Origin of the sequence: Lederbergia ruris (assembly GCF_018332955.1) — a bacterium.
GTDB lineage: Bacteria > Bacillota > Bacilli > Bacillales > Bacillaceae_C > Lederbergia > Lederbergia ruris.
The window spans coordinates 73717-92683 of the sequence record NZ_BORB01000010.1; the positions used below are offsets into that span (position 1 = coordinate 73717).

Annotated in this window: 19 protein-coding genes; 14 read left to right on the forward strand and 5 right to left on the reverse strand. The window is 38.4% G+C overall.

Annotated features, from left to right (window positions below):
* The first annotated feature begins 63 nt into the window (after positions 1-63).
* The 4 genes from KI363_RS07585 to KI363_RS07600 all read left to right on the forward strand — a co-directional run bounded on the left by KI363_RS07585 (position 64) and on the right by KI363_RS07600 (position 1602).
* Positions 64-360: a DNA-directed RNA polymerase subunit beta gene (locus KI363_RS07585; RefSeq protein WP_212965998.1), complete on the forward strand. Its 297-nt coding sequence runs from the start codon at positions 64-66 to the stop codon at positions 358-360.
* 91 nt (positions 361-451) lie between these two features.
* Complete coding sequence (gene fabZ, locus KI363_RS07590) at positions 452-874, forward strand: 3-hydroxyacyl-ACP dehydratase FabZ (RefSeq protein ID WP_158320727.1); 423 nt, start codon at positions 452-454, stop codon at positions 872-874.
* Positions 875-1131: 257 nt separating this feature from the next.
* On the forward strand, positions 1132-1410 hold the full coding sequence (locus tag KI363_RS07595) for a hypothetical protein (RefSeq protein ID WP_158320728.1): 279 nt from the start codon (positions 1132-1134) through the stop codon (positions 1408-1410).
* A 48-nt stretch (positions 1411-1458) separates the two neighbouring features.
* A complete protein-coding gene (locus KI363_RS07600; protein WP_212965999.1) occupies positions 1459-1602 on the forward strand; it encodes a hypothetical protein in 144 nt (47 codons plus the stop codon).
* 15 nt (positions 1603-1617) lie between these two features.
* Here KI363_RS07600 and KI363_RS07605 read toward each other — a convergent pair whose 3' ends face one another.
* A complete protein-coding gene (locus KI363_RS07605) occupies positions 1618-2610 on the reverse strand; it encodes an RpnC/YadD family protein (RefSeq protein WP_158320729.1) in 993 nt (330 codons plus the stop codon).
* Between the two features lie 194 nt (positions 2611-2804).
* Between KI363_RS07605 and KI363_RS07610 the strand changes: the two genes are divergently transcribed.
* On the forward strand, positions 2805-2957 hold the full coding sequence (locus tag KI363_RS07610) for a hypothetical protein (RefSeq protein WP_212966000.1): 153 nt from the start codon (positions 2805-2807) through the stop codon (positions 2955-2957).
* The gene (locus KI363_RS07615; RefSeq protein ID WP_212966001.1) at positions 2920-3219 is read left to right on the forward strand and encodes a hypothetical protein; all 300 of its coding nucleotides are present in this window, start codon (positions 2920-2922) and stop codon (positions 3217-3219) included. Before KI363_RS07610 ends, KI363_RS07615 begins: the two co-directional genes overlap by 38 nt.
* A gap of 200 nt (positions 3220-3419) precedes the next feature.
* Here the strand turns inward: KI363_RS07615 and KI363_RS07620 are convergent, their stop codons facing one another.
* Entirely contained in the window at positions 3420-3833 is a 414-nt protein-coding gene (locus KI363_RS07620; RefSeq protein WP_212966002.1) for a YwpF family protein, read from the reverse strand.
* 233 nt (positions 3834-4066) lie between these two features.
* Between KI363_RS07620 and ssb the strand changes: the two genes are divergently transcribed.
* Together ssb and KI363_RS07630 are read left to right on the forward strand one after the other, a co-directional pair.
* A complete protein-coding gene (gene ssb, locus KI363_RS07625; RefSeq protein WP_212966003.1) occupies positions 4067-4408 on the forward strand; it encodes a single-stranded DNA-binding protein in 342 nt (113 codons plus the stop codon).
* A 51-nt stretch (positions 4409-4459) separates the two neighbouring features.
* Positions 4460-4651, forward strand: a complete 192-nt coding sequence (locus KI363_RS07630) for a hypothetical protein (protein ID WP_158320732.1) — start codon at positions 4460-4462, stop codon at positions 4649-4651.
* Positions 4652-4926: 275 nt separating this feature from the next.
* Here KI363_RS07630 and KI363_RS07635 read toward each other — a convergent pair whose 3' ends face one another.
* Genes KI363_RS07635 through KI363_RS07645 form a run of 3 tightly spaced genes read right to left on the reverse strand, consistent with a single transcriptional unit; the run spans position 4927 to position 9669 of the window.
* A complete protein-coding gene (locus KI363_RS07635) occupies positions 4927-5271 on the reverse strand; it encodes a hypothetical protein (protein ID WP_158320733.1) in 345 nt (114 codons plus the stop codon).
* A 17-nt stretch (positions 5272-5288) separates the two neighbouring features.
* Complete coding sequence (locus KI363_RS07640; protein WP_212966004.1) at positions 5289-8102, reverse strand: DEAD/DEAH box helicase; 2814 nt, start codon at positions 8100-8102, stop codon at positions 5289-5291.
* Positions 8092-9669, reverse strand: coding sequence for an SWIM zinc finger family protein (locus KI363_RS07645; protein WP_158320735.1), 1578 nt, complete (start codon positions 9667-9669; stop codon positions 8092-8094). The genes KI363_RS07640 and KI363_RS07645 overlap by 11 nt, the downstream gene beginning before the upstream one ends.
* A gap of 528 nt (positions 9670-10197) precedes the next feature.
* Here KI363_RS07645 and KI363_RS07650 point away from each other — a divergent pair.
* From KI363_RS07650 to KI363_RS07675, 6 genes are all read left to right on the forward strand, one after another.
* Positions 10198-10815 carry a YesL family protein gene (locus tag KI363_RS07650; RefSeq protein WP_212966005.1) on the forward strand — a complete coding sequence of 206 codons (618 nt, stop codon included), beginning with the start codon at positions 10198-10200 and terminating at the stop codon, positions 10813-10815.
* Between the two features lie 21 nt (positions 10816-10836).
* A complete protein-coding gene (locus KI363_RS07655) occupies positions 10837-13095 on the forward strand; it encodes a helix-turn-helix domain-containing protein (RefSeq protein ID WP_212966006.1) in 2259 nt (752 codons plus the stop codon).
* Positions 13096-13418: 323 nt separating this feature from the next.
* Positions 13419-14390, forward strand: coding sequence for an ABC transporter permease (locus KI363_RS07660; RefSeq protein WP_158320738.1), 972 nt, complete (start codon positions 13419-13421; stop codon positions 14388-14390).
* A 14-nt stretch (positions 14391-14404) separates the two neighbouring features.
* Positions 14405-15310, forward strand: a complete 906-nt coding sequence (locus KI363_RS07665; protein ID WP_158320739.1) for a carbohydrate ABC transporter permease — start codon at positions 14405-14407, stop codon at positions 15308-15310.
* A 328-nt stretch (positions 15311-15638) separates the two neighbouring features.
* The gene (locus KI363_RS07670; RefSeq protein WP_306345161.1) at positions 15639-17252 is read left to right on the forward strand and encodes an extracellular solute-binding protein; all 1614 of its coding nucleotides are present in this window, start codon (positions 15639-15641) and stop codon (positions 17250-17252) included.
* 84 nt (positions 17253-17336) lie between these two features.
* The gene (locus tag KI363_RS07675; RefSeq protein WP_212966008.1) at positions 17337-18947 is read left to right on the forward strand and encodes an extracellular solute-binding protein; all 1611 of its coding nucleotides are present in this window, start codon (positions 17337-17339) and stop codon (positions 18945-18947) included.
* Positions 18948-18967 lie beyond the last annotated feature (20 nt).

Below are 18967 nucleotides of genomic sequence, written 5' to 3' on the forward strand. Positions count from 1 at the left end.
TTAGCAAGTAAATTTTTCGTTTTAATTATTTTTACTGATTAAAACAAAGGAGTTTATCGCAAGATGGCCAATCAAATCAGCCAAGAGAAAGTCCAGTCAAAACAAGAATGGAAAAAGAAAAAGCATGAGAACAAGATCAAAAAGCAATCAAGCTCAAAGGAGAAGCAGTCTAATAAACGAGTTCGAATTAGGCTTATTCCCATATGGCTTCGTTTGATTTTACTCATAATCTTTGTCGCAGCAAGTCTTGCTGGTGGCCTGATGATTGGTTATGGGGTGATGGGTGATGGCAATCCCAAGGACGTTTTTAAAAAGAAAACATGGACTCATATCATTGATGTCGTTGTCGAAGATAAGTAATTCTATTGAACCTTCTTATTATGACGCGACTTCAGTTATGAAAGCTTATGCTTTACATTATCTTTAGATTTAAAAGTAAGGAGGTACTGAGATGTTGGATATTCAACAAATTAAGGAAATTATTCCTCATCGCTATCCCTTTTTGTTAGTAGATCGGGTTTTGGAAGTGGAAGCGGGGAAAAAAGCTGTTGCCATTAAAAATGTGACCGCAAATGAGCCCTTTTTCAATGGGCATTTTCCGGAATACCCTGTCATGCCAGGAGTTCTAATTGTGGAAGCCTTAGCGCAAACAAGTGGCATTGCGATGATGCAAACTTCAGAAAATGAAGGGAAGCTCGGCTTATTTGCCGGTATTGATAAGTGCCGTTTTAAACGTCAAGTTGTTCCAGGGGATCAACTAAAGCTTGAAGCAGAAATTACGCGTATGAGAGGATCCATTGCAAAAGCGAATGTTAAGGCAACCGTAGAAGACGAACTCGTCTGCGAAGCGGAAATCATGTTTGCTATAAAGTAAATGATATGGGAAAAAGCTGACAATCCACGATCGGATTGTCAGCTTTTGCTTAGAAAGGATGTTTTATTTGTTGAAAAGTGGATATAGTATGGGTAGAAACAAGCTTCAAATATTAAATTTAAAATTATAGAAAGTTTTTTGCAAGGTTTTTCCGATTTTGGGAAAGCTAATGTCAGGCTAAGTGCAATGTTATATTTTGTATAACAAAGCCGAAAAAACCCGCCTATATTGGGCAAATCTGAAAGGAGCTTACCAAAATGAACATGAAATGGTCGAAGTATGTAGGAGCAGCGGCATTGGCCTCGGTATTATTAGTAGGGTGTGCGAATAATGATAATGATCAAAATCCTCCACCCCCGGTAAATGATAACGGAGTCAATGACAATGACAACAATGGCGTGAATGACAACAACGGAGTAAATGACAATGGCGTCAATGACACGGACATGAATAACGATATGGACGGCAATGACAATATTAACAACGATAATGATATGAATAATGACAACAATATGAATGATGATGACAGGAAATAAGCAGGAGAAACTCCCCTGCTTTTCCTATGTAAAATGAACAGCAGAATAGTGAACTTAGCTATAAAAGATCAGGAGCAACGGAGAGATAACGAATTCATAGCTGAAGATATCTCCCACCTAGAGGATGTAAGGCAACCGATCGATAATAAGGTGGGAGCTGAATTTCGATTGGCAAAGAAGGCAGCTAATTAAATCTGTAATGGTCAATTAATGATTCATTGTTTTTCTTATTTCGCCAATATTGCTAATTGATAAGTCAGTAATGTCCGCAATTTCTTCATCAGTAAAGTTTCTATGAATTAGTCTGATAGCTGTTTCTCTTTTTTCTTCTTTAATAGCCTCTTTTGCAGCTTCTTTTGCAGCCTCTTCCCCAAGTCTTCTTCCCAATTCAGCCAAAAACGGTGAGCGTTCAGACATATTCGTACTCATTTTCAAATCCTCCTTATTCATAAAAATTTTAATATCTGAATAAACCTCTTCGTCTAAATGTTTCGGAAGACGTAACAAGAAATTGATAAAATAGGTCAATGCTTCTATATATAACTCGCTTTTTTGATGGTTAACCGCAAAACGTTGTAAGGTTTGCTTTAACAATTCCTTTTTTACCTCGGCCCTTTCTTCTTCATCTACTTTGTACTTTTTTGCATATATTCCCGCAATAATTGCATGTGCAAACGGGTTGGCTGATTTCTTTAGCGTCTCCAAATTCTTTTCATCATACTGATATACGTTATACGTATAAACCAATTGCGTACCGTGAAATGAGTAATGATAATAATTCTTCGGGACAGATTGTTTCGGGCCTGTAATTAAGGCAATGGCATAAATTTCCGTTTGATGCCGATCAAGAATTCGATAAAAATATCGAAACATCCGTTTTGGGAAATCTTCTTCCGGATTATCTTGTACCTCGATATGCACCAATATCCACTTTTCACTTTTATCTTTCAGGTGAACCTTTACGATTTGGTCCACAATGCCTTTGCCTTTTCTGTCATCCATCATCAGTTTATGCAGCTCTTGCTGAAGAAACTCAGGAGCATGGGAAAAGTCAATTAAATCATGTAAATCTGGTGCGAAAAAAGCAATTAATTCTTCGAATAGCTCGCCAATTAATTTTTTCCATAAGCCATCATAATCAATCTCGTTCGCTGTCGTGTAGTTTGATTTCTCTTCTTGAACGACTGCTGTTGCTAACATTTTATCACACCTTTTATGGATTATGTAGTAAATATATACCATTATAACGGAACGTAGGTTTCCTGTCGACGGGAAATGTTGAAAGAGAAGGAAAATTGCGATTTATGTCAAAAGTATAATAATAAAGGACAATAGAACTAATTGTCTCAAATAAAAATGAGAGAGGAAAGATTAAAATGGGAGTTTACCTTTTTATGGACATCATGCCGCACCATATTGAGGAAAAAGCGTGGGAAGAAGTTTATGAGGAAACATTACAGCTTATTCAATCCTATCCGTTTATGGACGACTATGTTGATGAGGAGACATATGATTGTAAATGGACATCAGGACAATCTATTGGATAAATTGATTGAGGAAAAGATGGAAAAAATAATAGCAGATAATGAAGCAAATACTACAGACGGACAAGAGTACGATGTGAAAGAACTAGATGATTTAATAATATGGGAAAAAGGACAGAGCATTGATCCCGAATTAGAAAAAGTTGTGAAAAAAATGAAGTCTAAAATCAGTGAGTTTAATCTGCCAAATTATGAAAAGGTTTTTAAAACGATGTCAGTGAAGGATAAGATGGGATATTTAACGGAAAACAATAGGTACTTTTAAATCCGGAAACAGGCATGGGATTATCTAATCGATCATGCCAACGATTACAAGATATTTACCACCTGGGCGACAATTTTGTCGATCGAAGCAAATGGGTTATATATAAACAAATTATTGAAAGCGTTAATCAATAATCCAGCTTTACTGGAAACTTATATTTTATAATAAAAGCTTCCGTTCTTTAAAGAACGGAGGCTTCGTCATTTTTGCTTTGCCCTCATTCTTTTTTTGAATTCGGTCATTAATAAATCCCCGCTGTATCCTTCCTTAAGTAAATCATTTAATAACAATTCAGGATATTCGTTCCGTCTTTTCCTAAGAGTTCCCTGAAATAATACGCTAATATGGCTGCCGATTTCGCGAATGGTTATGATTTTCACAGTAAATGGCGCGGGATCGTTGCCAGGATGAGTAATGACGACTCTAATTTCAAATATATCCTTGTTCTCCCATTTTGCCTGGAATCTTTTCTTAAACTTTTTATCGATGTACGCCTCTATAATCCAATCCCCATCTTCACTTTCCATATTAATGACCAATCCATCTGTTAAAGGAATCTCAATGGCTTGCTGTTGATCGATTAATTGAAGAGCGATAATTTTAAAGCTTTTCAAATGTATCCCTCCCGTTCAGCCCTTTCTTAAAATTATAGCATTACTCGCCTATTTTTTTAAAATTTCTTCAAAAAGGGATTTTTCAGTGTAAATGCGTTAGCAAAATTGAATTTTGGCGGTGGAAATTCAAATTTTCAACAGAAGGTAGGCGAGAAAATGGGATTTTGCTGATTTTACGAATGAAAAAATGTCCGCTATGATATGAATATCTTGTCGAAAAGGAGGAGGAAATGGTGATTAATCAAGTAACATTGGTTGGGCGCTTAACGAAAGAACCCACACTTCGCTATACAATGGAAGGAAGAGCTGTGCTCAATGTGACGATTGCCCTGAATCGAACTTTTAAAAACGCCCAAGGAGAGTATGACGCAGATTTTGTCCTTTGTACTTTATGGGGGAAAACCGCTGAAAACACATCAAAATTTTGCAAAAAAGGTTCCCTAATTGGCATTACAGGGAGAATCCAAACGAGAAATTATGAAAACCAAGATGGAAAGCGAGTCTATGTTACAGAGGTTTTGGCTGAGTCAGTAAAATTTATGGATAAAAAACCAACAGAGGAAAAAGCCTTTTAGGGTTCTGGCACCCCGAGGATTTTCGGAAAATATCTATTTGGAGGTGAATACTTGGTTAGTGAAAAAGGATATCATTCGGTCGAAATGTTGGTTGGTGATCTTATCTTGATGTTAGGGAAAGCCAATCATGAACTATACGAATTAAAGGCTAGAGTGGATTACCTGGAAAGTCTCCTGCAGAAACCGATCATAAAGAGTTCCCCAGATTCCACCCTCAATTTAGAGAGAAAAATGGCACAATAAATCTCCTCCATATGTGCCGATTGATTGCTCCTCGTTTTTTGACCCCATTTAAAAGGCTGTACCAAGTGGAATGGCACAGCCTTTTCCTTTTTAGAGGATGTTCAAAAAGTCCGGTAAAAATGACACTGCGAATTTCTTCGTTGGCTTGTTTCTGCGCCGCCTCGAACTTTCGATGCACAGGATGTGCTAGTGTCGGCGTTGCTGACAGGACGTCAGCGCCTTTAGCCGACGGGTCCTTTTCATCCTCCTTTTTGAACACGCACTTTTACAAAAACTTATTTGTTACCATCTTGAGAGCTTTTTGTTATAAAAGTTCTTGCTTGAGCTAAGTTTATGTGAGCAGATGTCTCTCCATATACAAGCTTTTCTGCTTCTAAAAGAAGTTCAGCTAGGTTTTCTCCAGCCGAACATATCGCATCCCACCGCAAATGCCATGGCAGCCATGTTTTTGGGAATAAAGATGGATCATCTAATAATCCATCCACTTCTTTCTCACAGATTCCTCGCACGAGAAAATCAGCTCGTAATTCTTGTCTATCTTGCTGGAATTGTTGATCTCTTTCCTTTAGAACGGTTAACAGCTTAATTATTCGCTCTTGTTTTAAAGAATCGCTCGCCATACGGAAGCTCTCCTTTCTTATGCTAACGCTAGTAAGGAACGCAATTCATCATTCGATAATTCCGTCATCCATTGATCACTGCGAATAATCTCTTCATTAAGTGCTTGCTTTTTCTCTAACATCATATCGATTCGTTCTTCTAATGTCCCGGTTGTTATAAATTTATGGACATGAACGAAACGATCTTGCCCAATCCGATAGGCGCGGTCAGTAGCTTGATTTTCAACAGCAGGATTCCACCAACGATCATAATGAATCACATGGTTGGCGGCTGTTAAATTCAGCCCTGTTCCACCGGCCTTTAAAGATAAAAGGAAGAAAGGATATTCTCCTGCTTGAAAACGAGCCACATATTCATCTCTTTTTCCTTTAGGCATACTTCCATTTAAGAAAGGGACCTGGATTGAAAATCGTTGCTGTAAAAGTTGACGAATCATTTCACCCATTTGGATATATTGGGTAAAAATAATCCCGGCCTCTCCTCTTTCCACAATGGTATCGGCTAACTCGACCAGTGTTTTGATTTTATTCGAGCGGTCGAGGATCTTTTCAGGCTGTTCTTCTTTTAAGTAAAGAGCAGGGTGATTACATAATTGCTTTAATCGATTCAGCATTTGTAAAATCAATCCCTTACGCTCGAAAAAGCTTAAGGTTTCAATTTTTGCAAAGGTTTCTTGGACTAAATCCTCGTACAAAGCGGCCTGTTCGGCTGTTAAGGCACAGTATTCCTTTTGTTCTAGCTTTTCTGGTAGATTCAATTCCACTTCTGGATCTCTTTTCGTTCTCCTTAATAAAAAGGGTTTGATCAACCGCTGCAATTCCTTAATTTTTACTTCGGAATTATCTTTTTCAATCGGAGAAATATATTTCTTTTGGAATTGGCCAAAGGTTCCTAAGTAGCCGTGATTAATAAAGTCAAAAATCGACCATAATTCAGCCAAGCGGTTTTCCATAGGTGTTCCTGTTAAGGCAATATGATGAGCACCTTTTAATTTTCGAATCGCCCGTGACTGCTTTGTTTCCGCATTTTTAATATTTTGTGCCTCATCTAAGGCAATCGTTCCCCAATCAATGGTTGAAAACTCCTCAAAATCAAGATGGGTTAAGCCATAACTCGTCAGCACCACATCCGCATTTTGAATGCTCGGGGAGAAAGCATCTCCCTTTGGTCGATTCGATCCATAATGAAGGACAACATTTAGACTGGGTGCAAACTTTTCTAATTCACGCTGCCAATTCCCAAGCACTGTTGTCGGACAAATAATGAGGGCAGGTTCTTTACTTAAACGGTTGTTCTTCACATGAAGCAAATAGGCAATAAGTTGAATCGTCTTTCCTAAGCCCATATCATCCGCTAAACAGGCACCAAATCCAAATTGACGGAGAAACACAAGCCAATCAACACCAAGTTTCTGATAAGGACGTAACTCGCCCAATAATTGAGGCGATATTGGAATAGAAGGAATTTCATCCAATGTATGAAGTTGCTTGAGCATTTGTTTTAGTGATTGGTTTAGCTCGATCTTAATTTGCGCAAAGGCTCGTGGATCGAATTCATCCTCAGGAGTGGAAGCCAGTTCTTCCTCAGCCTCCATAGCAAAGATATCCTGCATCCGCAAGCCTTCTTTCTTGGCTTGAGCCATCAATGCTTGCAGATGGGCAATCATTTTCGGATCAAGCTTCACCCAACGCCCGCGAACCTTTACGAGGCGGCGTTGTTCCTGAACAAGTTTCTGAAACTCTTCCTCCGATAACTCAGCCCCATTCATAGAAAAGCGCCAGTTAAAATTAAGCATGGCATCTAATCCAACAAAGGAAGGACGATATTGAGCAGCCGTTTGTTTCACGCGAGCTTTCACGGTTAAATTCGCTTCCCGCATCGCTTCCCACCAGCTTGGAAGGAGAATATCCACACCAAGTGAGAGTAATTTCTCACTTGCCTCTGTGAGAAAATCCCAAGCTGCTGTTTCTTCAAGGATCTTTGTAAGGCCTGTTTCCCCTTCTAACCAAGGAAATAACTCGATCCAGCGTTTTTCTTCCTTTGCTACTTCAGCTAAATAGGGCTGCCAGCGTTTTGGAACTTTTTCATGTGTTGCATAGATTTTATCCGGATTTCTTACATCGCGAAGGACGGTTTCCAATCCCCATGGTTCTTCATCTGTATCAGGTTCTAATAAACGAAGCCCAATCGTGAAGGGAAGTTTTTCCTCAGAAAGATTCGCCCATTCTTTCCATTTCTCCTCATCGAAATACGTATTTAATTCCTCTGCTGTAAAAGGACTTTCGTGTAAAGCGGCTAACTTTTCTGCCAGCTGAGGATGGTGAAAGCCTTTCTCAAGATAATGGGTTAAGGCATGGTGATAAAATTTAGAGATGAACGATCGAATGGATTCACCAAATATTTCCTGTTCCCAAAAACTTTCCTGAAATTCATCCCAAACGAGGGAAGGGACTTTCCAGATAAATAAGGTCTCTTCCTCGTCAGAAAAATGGGGATTCCAGTTTCCACTTTGAATCGCCTCTAATATAATGGGGGCCACATTTAGTATAGCTTCTTCTGGCTCTTCCCAAATCCAATGAATAAATGGGCTAAAGCTCTCCCTCCCTAGGAGGGTTAAAAGTTCATAACTATTCAGTTTAATGCCTTCTATTTGCTGATGGCTTTCTCGATTTAAAAAAGAACCGTAAAAGCTTTCTTCATGCCAAAGAAAGAGATTTGACTGCCAATAAGAGTCCTCTATCGCTTCTCCCTGTTGATTTTCAGCATAAAGGAAGAATGCATCAGAAGCGAGTGGGCGGATATGCAGTTGTAACGGATCATTATTCCTCATGAATTAACTTTCCTTTCCGGCACTCTTCTTGAAAAGCACGTAATCGTTTGGTTTTCTTTAATAAAGTGGCGAAATAAAATTCCCACTGATCTAAATTCTTTTCTTTTCGATATACGGTTCGTAATTTCTTTAAGTAACGTACCGCCTTTTTATATGAATCCCGGTTACGAAGATCAATTTGCTCCATAACCGCGGCATGATAAAGTGGTTTAATCGCGACAGGGTCTTGCTTGGCAACCATTTCAAGGGTAGAACGATCGATAAAATCAATCGTATCTCCCATATAAACCTGAAGAGCTACCCATTTTCGGTAATCTTGCTTGTTTAGCAAGTATTCATTATAACGGAAACGACTATAGGGTAATAAAGTGGTATATAGTCTTTCGATTAGGGAAGCATCTATTTTCGTTAAAGTCTCCTGATCCATTGTTTCGTATAATGTACGAGTAAAGTGAATTTTTTCATGTGGCAACGTCAAGCTTGCAACATATTGCTCAATTTGTCTGATAAATTCAGGTATAAAAGGAGTAAGTCGCTCTTTCGGTAACCATTCAAAGCAACTCAATAAATAAGGTGCAATATTGGCACCGTAATTTTTTATTTTTTGTAGAGCCAATTCATCTTTTTCCAATAGAATCGATAAATGAATAAGTCCAAGTTGAATACGTGGCTCTGTGAGATCACTTTTATTTTGTAGATGATTCCATTCCGCTGCTCTTTCTTGTTTCTTTTTAAAAAGCGATGTCCAGATTAATAAGTACATGAGCGTAAAGCTTGCGTCAAAAGCTGTCTCCGTTTCTAATAAACGGGTACTATGACTTCGTAAATAATGCAAGTATTCATCAAAAGCGAATGGAGAAGCCGTTGCCGACAAAGTGGTGATCGCTTCTTTTGCTTCTTCCACCATTTTTTCCGCGAAAAAAGACATTTCATTTATTCCTGCGGAACTTGTGGCAATGGAATCGATCATATTTAAAGATTCAAAAGCGGCAAACAGTTGAAATAATGGCCGCCATTCCCGTTCAATCGGTGCGAGTCCAAGCAATCGTTGGTAGCGAGTCCGGACCCATTCCTGTAATTGATAAATATTTTGTGGAGGAACATCAGAATAAGCTTGTTGAATGCGCTTGACCCATTGCAATGGGCCACTCTCCGGATTAGATGATGGCTGCTGTAATAGATCAGATCCACGCTTTAAGCTAGAAAGGATATCTTCAACCTCCCAATGAGCTTTCCATTCCTGGGTCCAAGTAAAAATATTTTGTGCTTTGCTTAAAATCGCGAAAAAGAGAGCAAGTTGATGACGACATATGCCTTCTTCCGGACAAGAACATGTATTTCTTTCCATTTGTTTAAAATATAGCTCGACAAAAACGGTCGTCACATCGCGTACATGACCGACCATCTTCTTATGGCTGAACTTGACATTATACACATTCTGCTCCCGAAATAGCATCATCCCTCTTTGAACCAATCGTTGATGCACTTCTGTCCTTGGATCCAACAGATTCTGTAATTCTTCACTATAAGATTGTATCGATTTTAACAAGCCCTGATTATATATCATCACAAACCTCCAAATCCTTATTATACCGTGATTTGGAAAAATAAAAAAGAGGGTGGGGTTATGAAGGCTAACTTGCCTGTCATTGACAAAGAAAAAAACTATTTCTATGATAGATTTAAGAGAGAGTATAAGTTTTGACTAGGATAGGAAAATATAAATTTGGATTATTACTGGATCTAGCTCCAGCGCCCAGCGACTAGCAAACTTTCGGTGCCTGCTTGCGTAAGTCAACATCGATTCACCCTTCGGTGTCTAGCTACAGGCGGCAGGGGCTCGAGGACAAATAACCCTGAACCTATGAAGGGAAAACCGCCCTTCATAGGTTCAGGAACATTTGCTTGTCGCCCCTAAGCAGCCGCCTTCCGCTTTTCGTGGCTCATCGTGTTTCCTTTATCTCAGGCCAACAGGATGGTGGTCAGAACGGCGTTGCGCCAGGACGGCGCGATTTTAGCCGTTCAACCTTATTATCCAAGTTTGTACGTCGCTAAACGGACGCTTGCGCTTTTCTTATTGAAAGGAATTAAGAGGATGGAACATGTATCGGGTTTATTTAAATGGTTATATGAAATCGGTAACGTATTGGCGAAGTTGATTTATTTACACGTTCTTTGGGTGCTTTTTACTTGTTTAGGACTTGGGGTTTTTGGCTTTTTTCCGGCAACAACAGCATTGTTTTCAGTGATTCATAAATCAATCGAACGAAAGACGGAAGAGTCTGTCTTCCGCACTTTTTATTCAACTTATAAAAATCAATTTTTAAAAGCTAATGGTTTTGGGCTTATGATTACAGCACTCGGGCTCTTTTTGTATTGGGATATAAGCATTTCAAAACAGGTGATTCAGTCTGCCTTTTTACATGTCATTCTACTTGTTTTTTGCTTTCTCTACTTCATTACTGTTCTCTATTTCTATCCCGTTTTTGCTCGTTATCAATTGAAAGGCTTTCAATATATAAAACAGGCTTTTTTCATCGCCATTAGTAGGCCGTTTGAGACGATTGCTATGATTCTTTGCTTACTGATTCTTTATTATGTTTTCGTTTTTGTTCCAGTTTTATATGTATTTATGGGGGCGGCAATGGTGGCCTATCCTGTGATGTGGTTCGCTATGCGTGCTTTCATGGGAATTGAAAGAAAGAAATCGTGATGTGGAAAGAGGGAATAGAATATGCTTGGAAAAATAGGCAAATCGAGCCTCGTCTATAAATATATCATCTCATATTTACTTGTTTTTCTAATTCCCTTTGTTTTTATGAGTGTTTTTATTTATTATAATTCGGTTTCAGGCCTGCGCGAGGAAATTGAGCAATCCAATATAAATAAACTAGAGCAAGTTGAGAGTATGACGAATGAGCGGATTAAAGAGTTGGATAAGATTGCTTCAAGTATCGCCTATGATCCTCGATTAACTCCCTACATGATGAAGCACGGGTATTATGGGAAAGAGGCACAAGATGAATTAAGAAAATATAAAGAAAATAGTTCGATTATTCAAGAGCTTTTTGTGTATTTTTATAGTCAGGATCAATCGATTTATTCTTCTAATGGACTTTATTCTTTTACTACGCTTACCCAAAGGATTTATCAATTTGATACATGGGGAAAAGAAAGCATGGTGAAACAATTACATTCAACCCAACCACTCATCTTGCCTGTTGGCGATGTGACCCTGAAAAATGGCGTAAGAGATCGAATGATTGCTTTTATCTTTCCAATCGCCCCCAATAATCCCAACCCATATGGATCTGTGATGTATTTTACCAAAGAATCGGTTTTAACCAATATGATTGAAAATATTCTCGGCGATTTTAAAGGAAATACTTACATTCTTGATGAAAAACAGCAACCGATTGTTTCAGCAGTAAAAGGGGAGAAAGTCTCATTCGACAAGATTGATCCAGCGCTTATCCAAAAACAAGGGGTTCAGACGATCCGAATCAATGGAAAGAAATATTCCTTGGCAACTGTAACCTCAGATGTGAGTGGTTGGACTTTTGTGACACTTATGGATGCGGGGCAATTTTTCGAACGTGTCGTTCATCGGGAAACATTTATCATCGTGCTGTCGATCATCTTACTCCTAGTCGGTTTGGTTATCGCCATTTTATTAGGGAAAAAACAATATCAGCCCATTCAAGGCTTGTTCGAATTCGCTAAAATGAGTAGTACGAAAACGACGACTTGGGATGGAGAAAATGAACTTGACGCCATCCGGCAAACGATCACCGATATTTTTAAAGATCATAAAAGCTTGTCAGAAACAGTTGATCTGCAGAAGCCCTATGCAAAAGAACAATTATTGGCGAAAATGTTAAAAGAAAGTTTTCCGAATGAGCAAGAAATTGAGTCGATGATGCAAGCATTAAACATGAAAATGAATGAAGGCCCTCATTTTGTGGCGATCGTGGAATTTCAAAAGCAACAATATGAAGAGAACCAACAGAAGTGGGATCAGTTGCTTAATTCTCTTTCTAATCTAACATTACCAAATGCTACCGTTCACGGCGTTGATTTACTATACCAACATGCTCTTGCTTTTATTATTAGTCTAAAAGAAAAAGAAGATCATAAGCAACAACGTCGTTTGCTTGTGGAAAGCCTTCGGGCGTATATTCAGAAACACGCACCGATAAAAGTCGTCATTGTGACGGTTGGAACAAGCTACGAAAAGAAAAATCATATTAATCGTTCCTACATCGAGGCTTTAGCCGCTTTAGATTATAAGTTTGCCGTTCCACAGGGGAGTCTTGTGTTTTTTGAAGATTTAGGATCTCCAAGTGAAAAAGCGCTTGGTTACCCGAGAGAGGATCAAATGAAATTGGCGCAAAGTTTGAAACAGGGAGATCAAGTAGTAGCCTTGGAAACCTTACATGCGATGCTATCCAATTTGGTACAAGCAGAAATGTCGATTCAGGCATTAAAATACATTTGTTTTGATATTATCAACACCGTGATTAAGACAGCGATGGAGCTGCAAATAACGCGAAATTTGGATGATTTTAAGGAAATTGGAGAATTCCATTCTGTGGAACAGCTTGGTCAACGATTAGGCCCCGTTATTATGCAAATTTGTCAAAGAGTAGAGGATAAGACAGAAAAACGAAGCCATCATTTACGTAGAGACCTTCTTGAGTATATTCATAAACATTACAAAAGTTATGACCTAAGTTTAGAAGGACTTGCCTATCATTTTGAATTATCCGTTCCCTACCTTAGTAAATTTATCAAAGAACAAACAGGTGAAACATTTACCCAATACGTTTTATCTTTGCGGATGGAAGAAGTAAAGAAACAATTGAGGGAAACCGATCAACCTATTAAGGAGATTGTAGTCAATGTCGGATACAAGGATGTGGCAAATTTCACACGGCGTTTTAAACAACTAGAGGGAGTCACACCGGGACAATATCGAAAATTAAATCGATAATGAAAGAATTGAAATCCAATCTCGTACCTATTAAAGGGGTGCGAGATTATTTATTTCATTTTAAGAGTAGGACCTATCCAATTTGTTAAACATGATTCGACATTATCTCCTTTAGAATAAAGTATTTTAAGTAAAGCAAAACGAACATATTAGATTAAATGGTACATATTCGACCTTCGTGAAGCCCGCTATTATCAAGGTTCGGGCTATTGCCAACTGTATATATTGAGCGCTTTCATTAAAATCGACATATTGTGTACAAGTTGTCGAAAAAATAAAATAAAGGCACGTTGAAAACACTTTCAATTGAAGGAGGCAATCGAATGAGCTCGAATACAACAACGGAGACGCAGCGAACTCAGCAAAAAGTACAGCTGCAAAGTCGGTCTTTAGCACCCAAATTTCGTAAAGCCTTACAAAATTGGCAATTATACGTATTTGTTTTACCGGCTTTTTTATACTTTTTGATTTTTCATTATGTACCAATGTACGGAGTCCAAATTGCATTTAAAGATTTCATTCCTACTCTAGGGATTTGGGGGAGTGAATGGGTCGGTTTTGAACATTTTACTAGATTCTTTGAATCCTATTATTTCTGGGATTTATTAAAAAACACATTAGGTATTAGTGTGTATGAATTAATTGTCGGTTTTCCATTACCGATCATTTTAGCTTTAGCCTTAAATGAGGCAAAGGATGGAATATATAAAAGATTCGTACAAACGGTCACCTATGCACCTCATTTTATTGCTGTCGTAGTCATTTCAGGGATGATTATTTCCTTTCTATCCCCACAAACAGGGATTATTAATCATATTATTGGCTTGTTTGGCATCGGGCCGATTCCGTTTATGGAAGATCCCAAATGGTTTAAAACCATTTATGTTTTATCTGGGGTTTGGCAAAGCACCGGTTGGGGAACGATTATTTACTTGGCGGCACTTGCGGGCGTCAGCCCACAGCATCACGAAGCCGCGATTGTCGATGGAGCAACTAGATTGCAACGGATTTGGCATATTAATTTGCCAGCGATTTTCCCGACAATGGTCATTCTTATGATTCTAAATGTCGGAAATATATTGGCCATGGGATTCGAAAAAATCTTACTTTTGCAAAATCCACTAAACTTAGAGTCTTCCAATGTGATTGCCACATTTGTCTATGAATCTGGTTTATTGAATGCACAATATAGTTTCTCTGCTGCAGTTGGTCTATTTAACTCAGTGATTAATGCTATTTTGTTAATTGTTGTAAACAAAATTGCCCAAAAAACAAGTGAGACCAGTCTTTGGTAAGGAGGTAGGTTAATTTGGCATCTGTGATTAAAGATACGAAGGCTGATAAAATATTTAAGGTTTGTAACTTTATTTTTTTAACATTAGCGATGCTTGTTGTTCTTTATCCTTTGATTTATATCGTCAGTGCATCGATGAGTGATCCAAAGGCTGTTAATTCCGGGGAAATGTGGCTATTTCCGAAAGGGATTACGTTTGAAGGCTATAAGTTAATTTTTGATAATCCCGATATCTGGAAAGGTTATCTGAACACGATTTTTTATACAGCTTTAGGGACAGTGATTAATTTAGCGATCACGATCCCCGCAGCTTATGCGCTTTCGCGAAGGGACTTTGCGGGACGTGGTTTATTAATGGGAATGTTCGTATTAACCATGTTCTTTAGCGGCGGGTTAATTCCTACGTATTTAGTTGTTCGAAACTTAGGGTTAATTGATACGATTTGGGCGATGGTCTTACCGAATGCAGCCGCCGTTTGGAATATCATTGTCGCCCGTGTATTCTTTCAAACGTCGATTCCAAAGGAATTGGAAGAAGCCGCGATTATTGATGGATGTACCAATTTTAAAATGTTTGCCAAGATCATTTTGCCTTTATCGGCACCGATTATTGCCGTCATGGCTTTATTCTATGGAGTTGGGCATTGGAACGGATATTTTAATGCGTTAATTTATTTGTCTGATAAACAACTATATCCATTGCAACTGGTCTTAAGGGAAATACTCGTGTTACAAGAAATGTCCTCTAATTCAACGGAGATTTCGAGTAGCTTGGCAGAAGCCATGAATAATAAACAACAACTGGCGGCAGTCATTAAGTATGGAGTTATGATTGTATCAACATTACCAATTATTATTGTCTACCCATTTCTACAACGTTATTTTGTAAAAGGGGTGATGATTGGATCATTAAAAGGATAACAAGAATGGGTTTCATCTTGGGAAAATGGGTTTCTCCATTCGGGAATGGGTTTCTCATGGGAAAAATAGGTTTCTCCGTTCAAGAATGGGTTTCTCATGGGGAGAATGGGTTTCTTCGTTCAAGAATGGGTTTTTCATGGGAAAAATGGGTTTCTCCGTTCAAGAATGGGTTTCTCATGGGGAGAATGGGTTTCTTCGTTCAAGAATGGGCCTCTCATGGAAAAAATGGGTTTCTGCGTCCCCAGAGCGGCTCTCTATCCCAATTTCCAAAAAACGTTAGGTGGCTTTTTCTAGTGATCAATTTCTAATGAAGAAAGGGGTTTTTATCTTGAAAAAATCATTTAAGTTAGCTCTAACGGGTTTATTATCAGTGACACTTTTGCTGAGTGCCTGTTCCTCATCATCAGGAGGTAATGAGAAAAAGGAAACTACTCCAAAAGTGAAAAATGTGGAGGTAAATAAAGAGGGATTTCCGGTTGTTGATGAGAACATCACTTTAAGTATGATGGCACCAGGAACAGGTCTGGCAGAATGGAAAGACATGCCGACTTTGCAAGAATACTCAAAAATGACGAATATAGATTTCAAATACAATACACCACCGCTAAGTGATTTCCAAACAAAATTGAATTTGGCTTTTGCAAGTGGGGATATTGCGGATGTGATTTATGCCGCTGGAACCACGAATTTAACTCCCGGAATGGAAGTGGATTACGGGGAACAAGGCGTGCTGATTCCGCTTGAAGACTTAATCGATGAATATGCGCCCAATATTAAACAATTGCTTGAAGACAGACCAGATGTCAAAAAATCAATCACAACGCTTGATGGTCATATTTATTCCTTGCCTACGGTGAATGAACTTACCACAGCTGCCTGGTATATTGGACCAACTTGGTATAATGGCAAGTGGCTAGAAGCTTTGGATGTGAAAGAATTGCCGAAAACAACGGATGAATTTTATGAATTGCTAAAGCGGTTTAAAAATGAAGATCCAAATGGCAATGGAAAAGCGGATGAAATTCCTTTGACAGATGTTAAACTGAATTCGATGCGTCCATGGCTGCTTGCTGCTTTTGGCATGAAAGAATGGGATATTGAAGAAATCGATGGCAAAGTAAGATATGCCCCGATTACCGATAATTACAAAGAATATTTGACATTTATGAACAAGCTTTATAAGGAACAATTGCTTGATCCAGAAACTTTTTCGCAATCTGACGAACAAAAGAAGGCCAAAGGGCAAGATAACCGCTTAGGCGTATTCACAGATTTCTATTCCTTCTTTACAACCGGTGAAACAGAAGAGGAATCAATGAACAATCCGATGTACTATCCATTGACAAGCTCGGTTTCGCCTGAACCGATTCTTCCAAGGAATCCGGCTATTCAAAGAGGAACCTTCTCGATTACGAAAAATAATCCATATCCGGAGGCAACAATGCGTTGGGTTGATTATTTTTATTCCCAAGAAGGCTATGAATTTTTGAACCAAGGACCTGAAGGATATCTTTGGGAAGAAGGGGAAGATGGGAAGAAAGAGTACTTGGAAGAACCACCAGAAAATTTCAAATCAATGGAAGACTATCGTGGTACACTTACACCTGCTTACGGAATTTCGGCGCCTGCCCTTGAAAGACCAATCGAGGGAAAAGAGGAATCTGCTTTCGATCAATTTATTGAAAAGGAAACAACTGAAAAAATTGAACCATTTGCAGAAGTCCCTTTTCCACTCGTCTATTTATCAAAGGACGAACAAAAACAAATCAATAATATTCAAGTGGATTTAAAATCTTATGTTGAGCAAATGGAAGCGAAATTTATTACAGGTGTTGAGCCGCTAGAGAATTGGGATAAATACGTGAAAACGATCGAAAATATGCAAATTGATGAATATGTGAAAATTCATCAAGATGCCTATGATCGCTGGAAAGAAAGTTAAAAACCTGGGGAGCAGCAAGAAAAACAATCAGTGGGAAAACCACTCGCTTCCCACTGATTGCTCTTTAAGAAAGGGGGAATATCGATGAGAAAATCATTTAAGTTAGCCTTAACAGGCGTATTATCAGCGACACTTCTATTAAGTGCTTGTGCAACGTCATCAGGAAGTGGTGATAAAAAGGAAAACACGTCAAAAGCGAAAAGTGTAGAGGTTAATAAGGAAGGGTTTCCGATTGTCGATGAGAAAATCACATTAAGTATGATGGCACCTGGAACAGGTTTAGCGGAATGGAGAGATATGCCTGTATTGCAGGAATATGCCAAAATGACCAATATCGACTTTAAATACAATACACCACCCATGAGTGACTTCCAAACAAAATTGAATTTAGCTTTCGCAAGTGGGGATATTGCTGATATCATTTACGGAGCAAGCTCCAGTAACTTAACCCCAGGAATGGAAGTTGATTATGGGGAGCAGGGTGTTTTAATTCCGCTTGAAGATCTAATTGATCAATATGCACCAAACATTAAGAAATTATTTGAAGAAAGACCAGATGTCAAAAAATCAGTGACAACAATTGATGGACATATCTACTCCTTGCCAAGAGTACAAGAAGGCTCGACTTCCAGCTGGTACTTAGGGCCGATTTGGTACAATGGTCAATGGCTTAAAGCACTAGGTGTAAAGGATGTGCCCAAAACAACAGATGAATTTTATGAGTTATTAAAAAGGTTTAAAACAGAGGATCCAAACGGAAATGGAAAAGCAGATGAAATCCCACTGACAGATGTGAAAATGAACACCATTCGTCCTTGGTTACTCGGTGCTTTTGGTATGAAAGAATGGGAGATTGAAGAAGTAGATGGAAAAGTAAGATATGCACCTACCACAGAAAACTATAAAGAATATTTAACATTTATGAATAAATTATATAAAGAAGAATTACTTGATCCTGAAGTATTTTCACAATCAGATGAACAAAAAACAGCAAAAGGACAGGAAAATCGCTTAGGTGTGTTCACATCTTGGTATTCATATATGTTAACAGAAGAATCAGAAGAAGATGCTGTAAATAATCCGATGTATTACCCATTAACAAGTTCAGTATCGCCTGAACCGCTAATTCCAAGAAATCCTGCTATTATAAGGGGAACATTCTCGATTACAAGTAATAATCCATATCCAGAAGCGACCATGCGTTGGATTGATTACTTTTATTCTAAAGAAGGTTTTGAATTCCTGAACGAAGGACCTGAAGGTTATTTATGGGAAGAATCGGAAGATGGAAAGAAAAAAGATCTCGAAGTTCCATCAAACTACAAAACACGGGAAGACTATCGCGGTACACTAACACCGGATTTCGGAATTAATGCACCGACCCGTACAGGTCCTATTGAAGGAAAAGAAGTATCTGAATTCGAAAAGTTCATAGAAAAGGAAACAACGGAAAAAATTGAGCCGTACGCAGAAATACCATTCCCACTTGTGTACCTAACAAATGATGAACAGAAAAAAGTGAATAATATTAAAGTAGACTTACAATCCTACGTCGAACAAATGGAAGCAAAATTTATCACAGGCGTTGAGCCGCTAGAGAATTGGGATAAATACGTAAAAACAATCGAAAATATGCAAATTAATGAATATGTGAAAATTCATCAAGATGCCTATGATCGTTGGAAAGAAAGCTAAAGATCCAAAGAGCAGCAAAA

Bases quoted from the DNA above. Each gene is read 5' to 3' on its own strand.
- KI363_RS07605 (WP_158320729.1), bottom strand. From the start codon at position 2,610: ATGTTAGCAACAGCAGTCGTTCAAGAAGAGAAATCAAACTACACGACA.
- KI363_RS07655 (WP_212966006.1), top strand. From the start codon at position 10,837: ATGCTTGGAAAAATAGGCAAATCGAGCCTCGTCTATAAATATATCATC.
- KI363_RS07660 (WP_158320738.1), top strand. From the start codon at position 13,419: ATGAGCTCGAATACAACAACGGAGACGCAGCGAACTCAGCAAAAAGTA.
- KI363_RS07675 (WP_212966008.1), top strand. From the start codon at position 17,337: ATGAGAAAATCATTTAAGTTAGCCTTAACAGGCGTATTATCAGCGACA.
- KI363_RS07640 (WP_212966004.1), bottom strand. From the start codon at position 8,102: ATGAGGAATAATGATCCGTTACAACTGCATATCCGCCCACTCGCTTCT.
- KI363_RS07635 (WP_158320733.1), bottom strand. From the start codon at position 5,271: ATGGCGAGCGATTCTTTAAAACAAGAGCGAATAATTAAGCTGTTAACC.
- KI363_RS07595 (WP_158320728.1), top strand. From the start codon at position 1,132: ATGAACATGAAATGGTCGAAGTATGTAGGAGCAGCGGCATTGGCCTCG.
- KI363_RS07615 (WP_212966001.1), top strand. From the start codon at position 2,920: ATGATTGTAAATGGACATCAGGACAATCTATTGGATAAATTGATTGAG.
- KI363_RS07585 (WP_212965998.1), top strand. From the start codon at position 64: ATGGCCAATCAAATCAGCCAAGAGAAAGTCCAGTCAAAACAAGAATGG.
- KI363_RS07610 (WP_212966000.1), top strand. From the start codon at position 2,805: ATGGACATCATGCCGCACCATATTGAGGAAAAAGCGTGGGAAGAAGTT.
- KI363_RS07650 (WP_212966005.1), top strand. From the start codon at position 10,198: ATGGAACATGTATCGGGTTTATTTAAATGGTTATATGAAATCGGTAAC.
- KI363_RS07645 (WP_158320735.1), bottom strand. From the start codon at position 9,669: ATGATATATAATCAGGGCTTGTTAAAATCGATACAATCTTATAGTGAA.
- fabZ (WP_158320727.1), top strand. From the start codon at position 452: ATGTTGGATATTCAACAAATTAAGGAAATTATTCCTCATCGCTATCCC.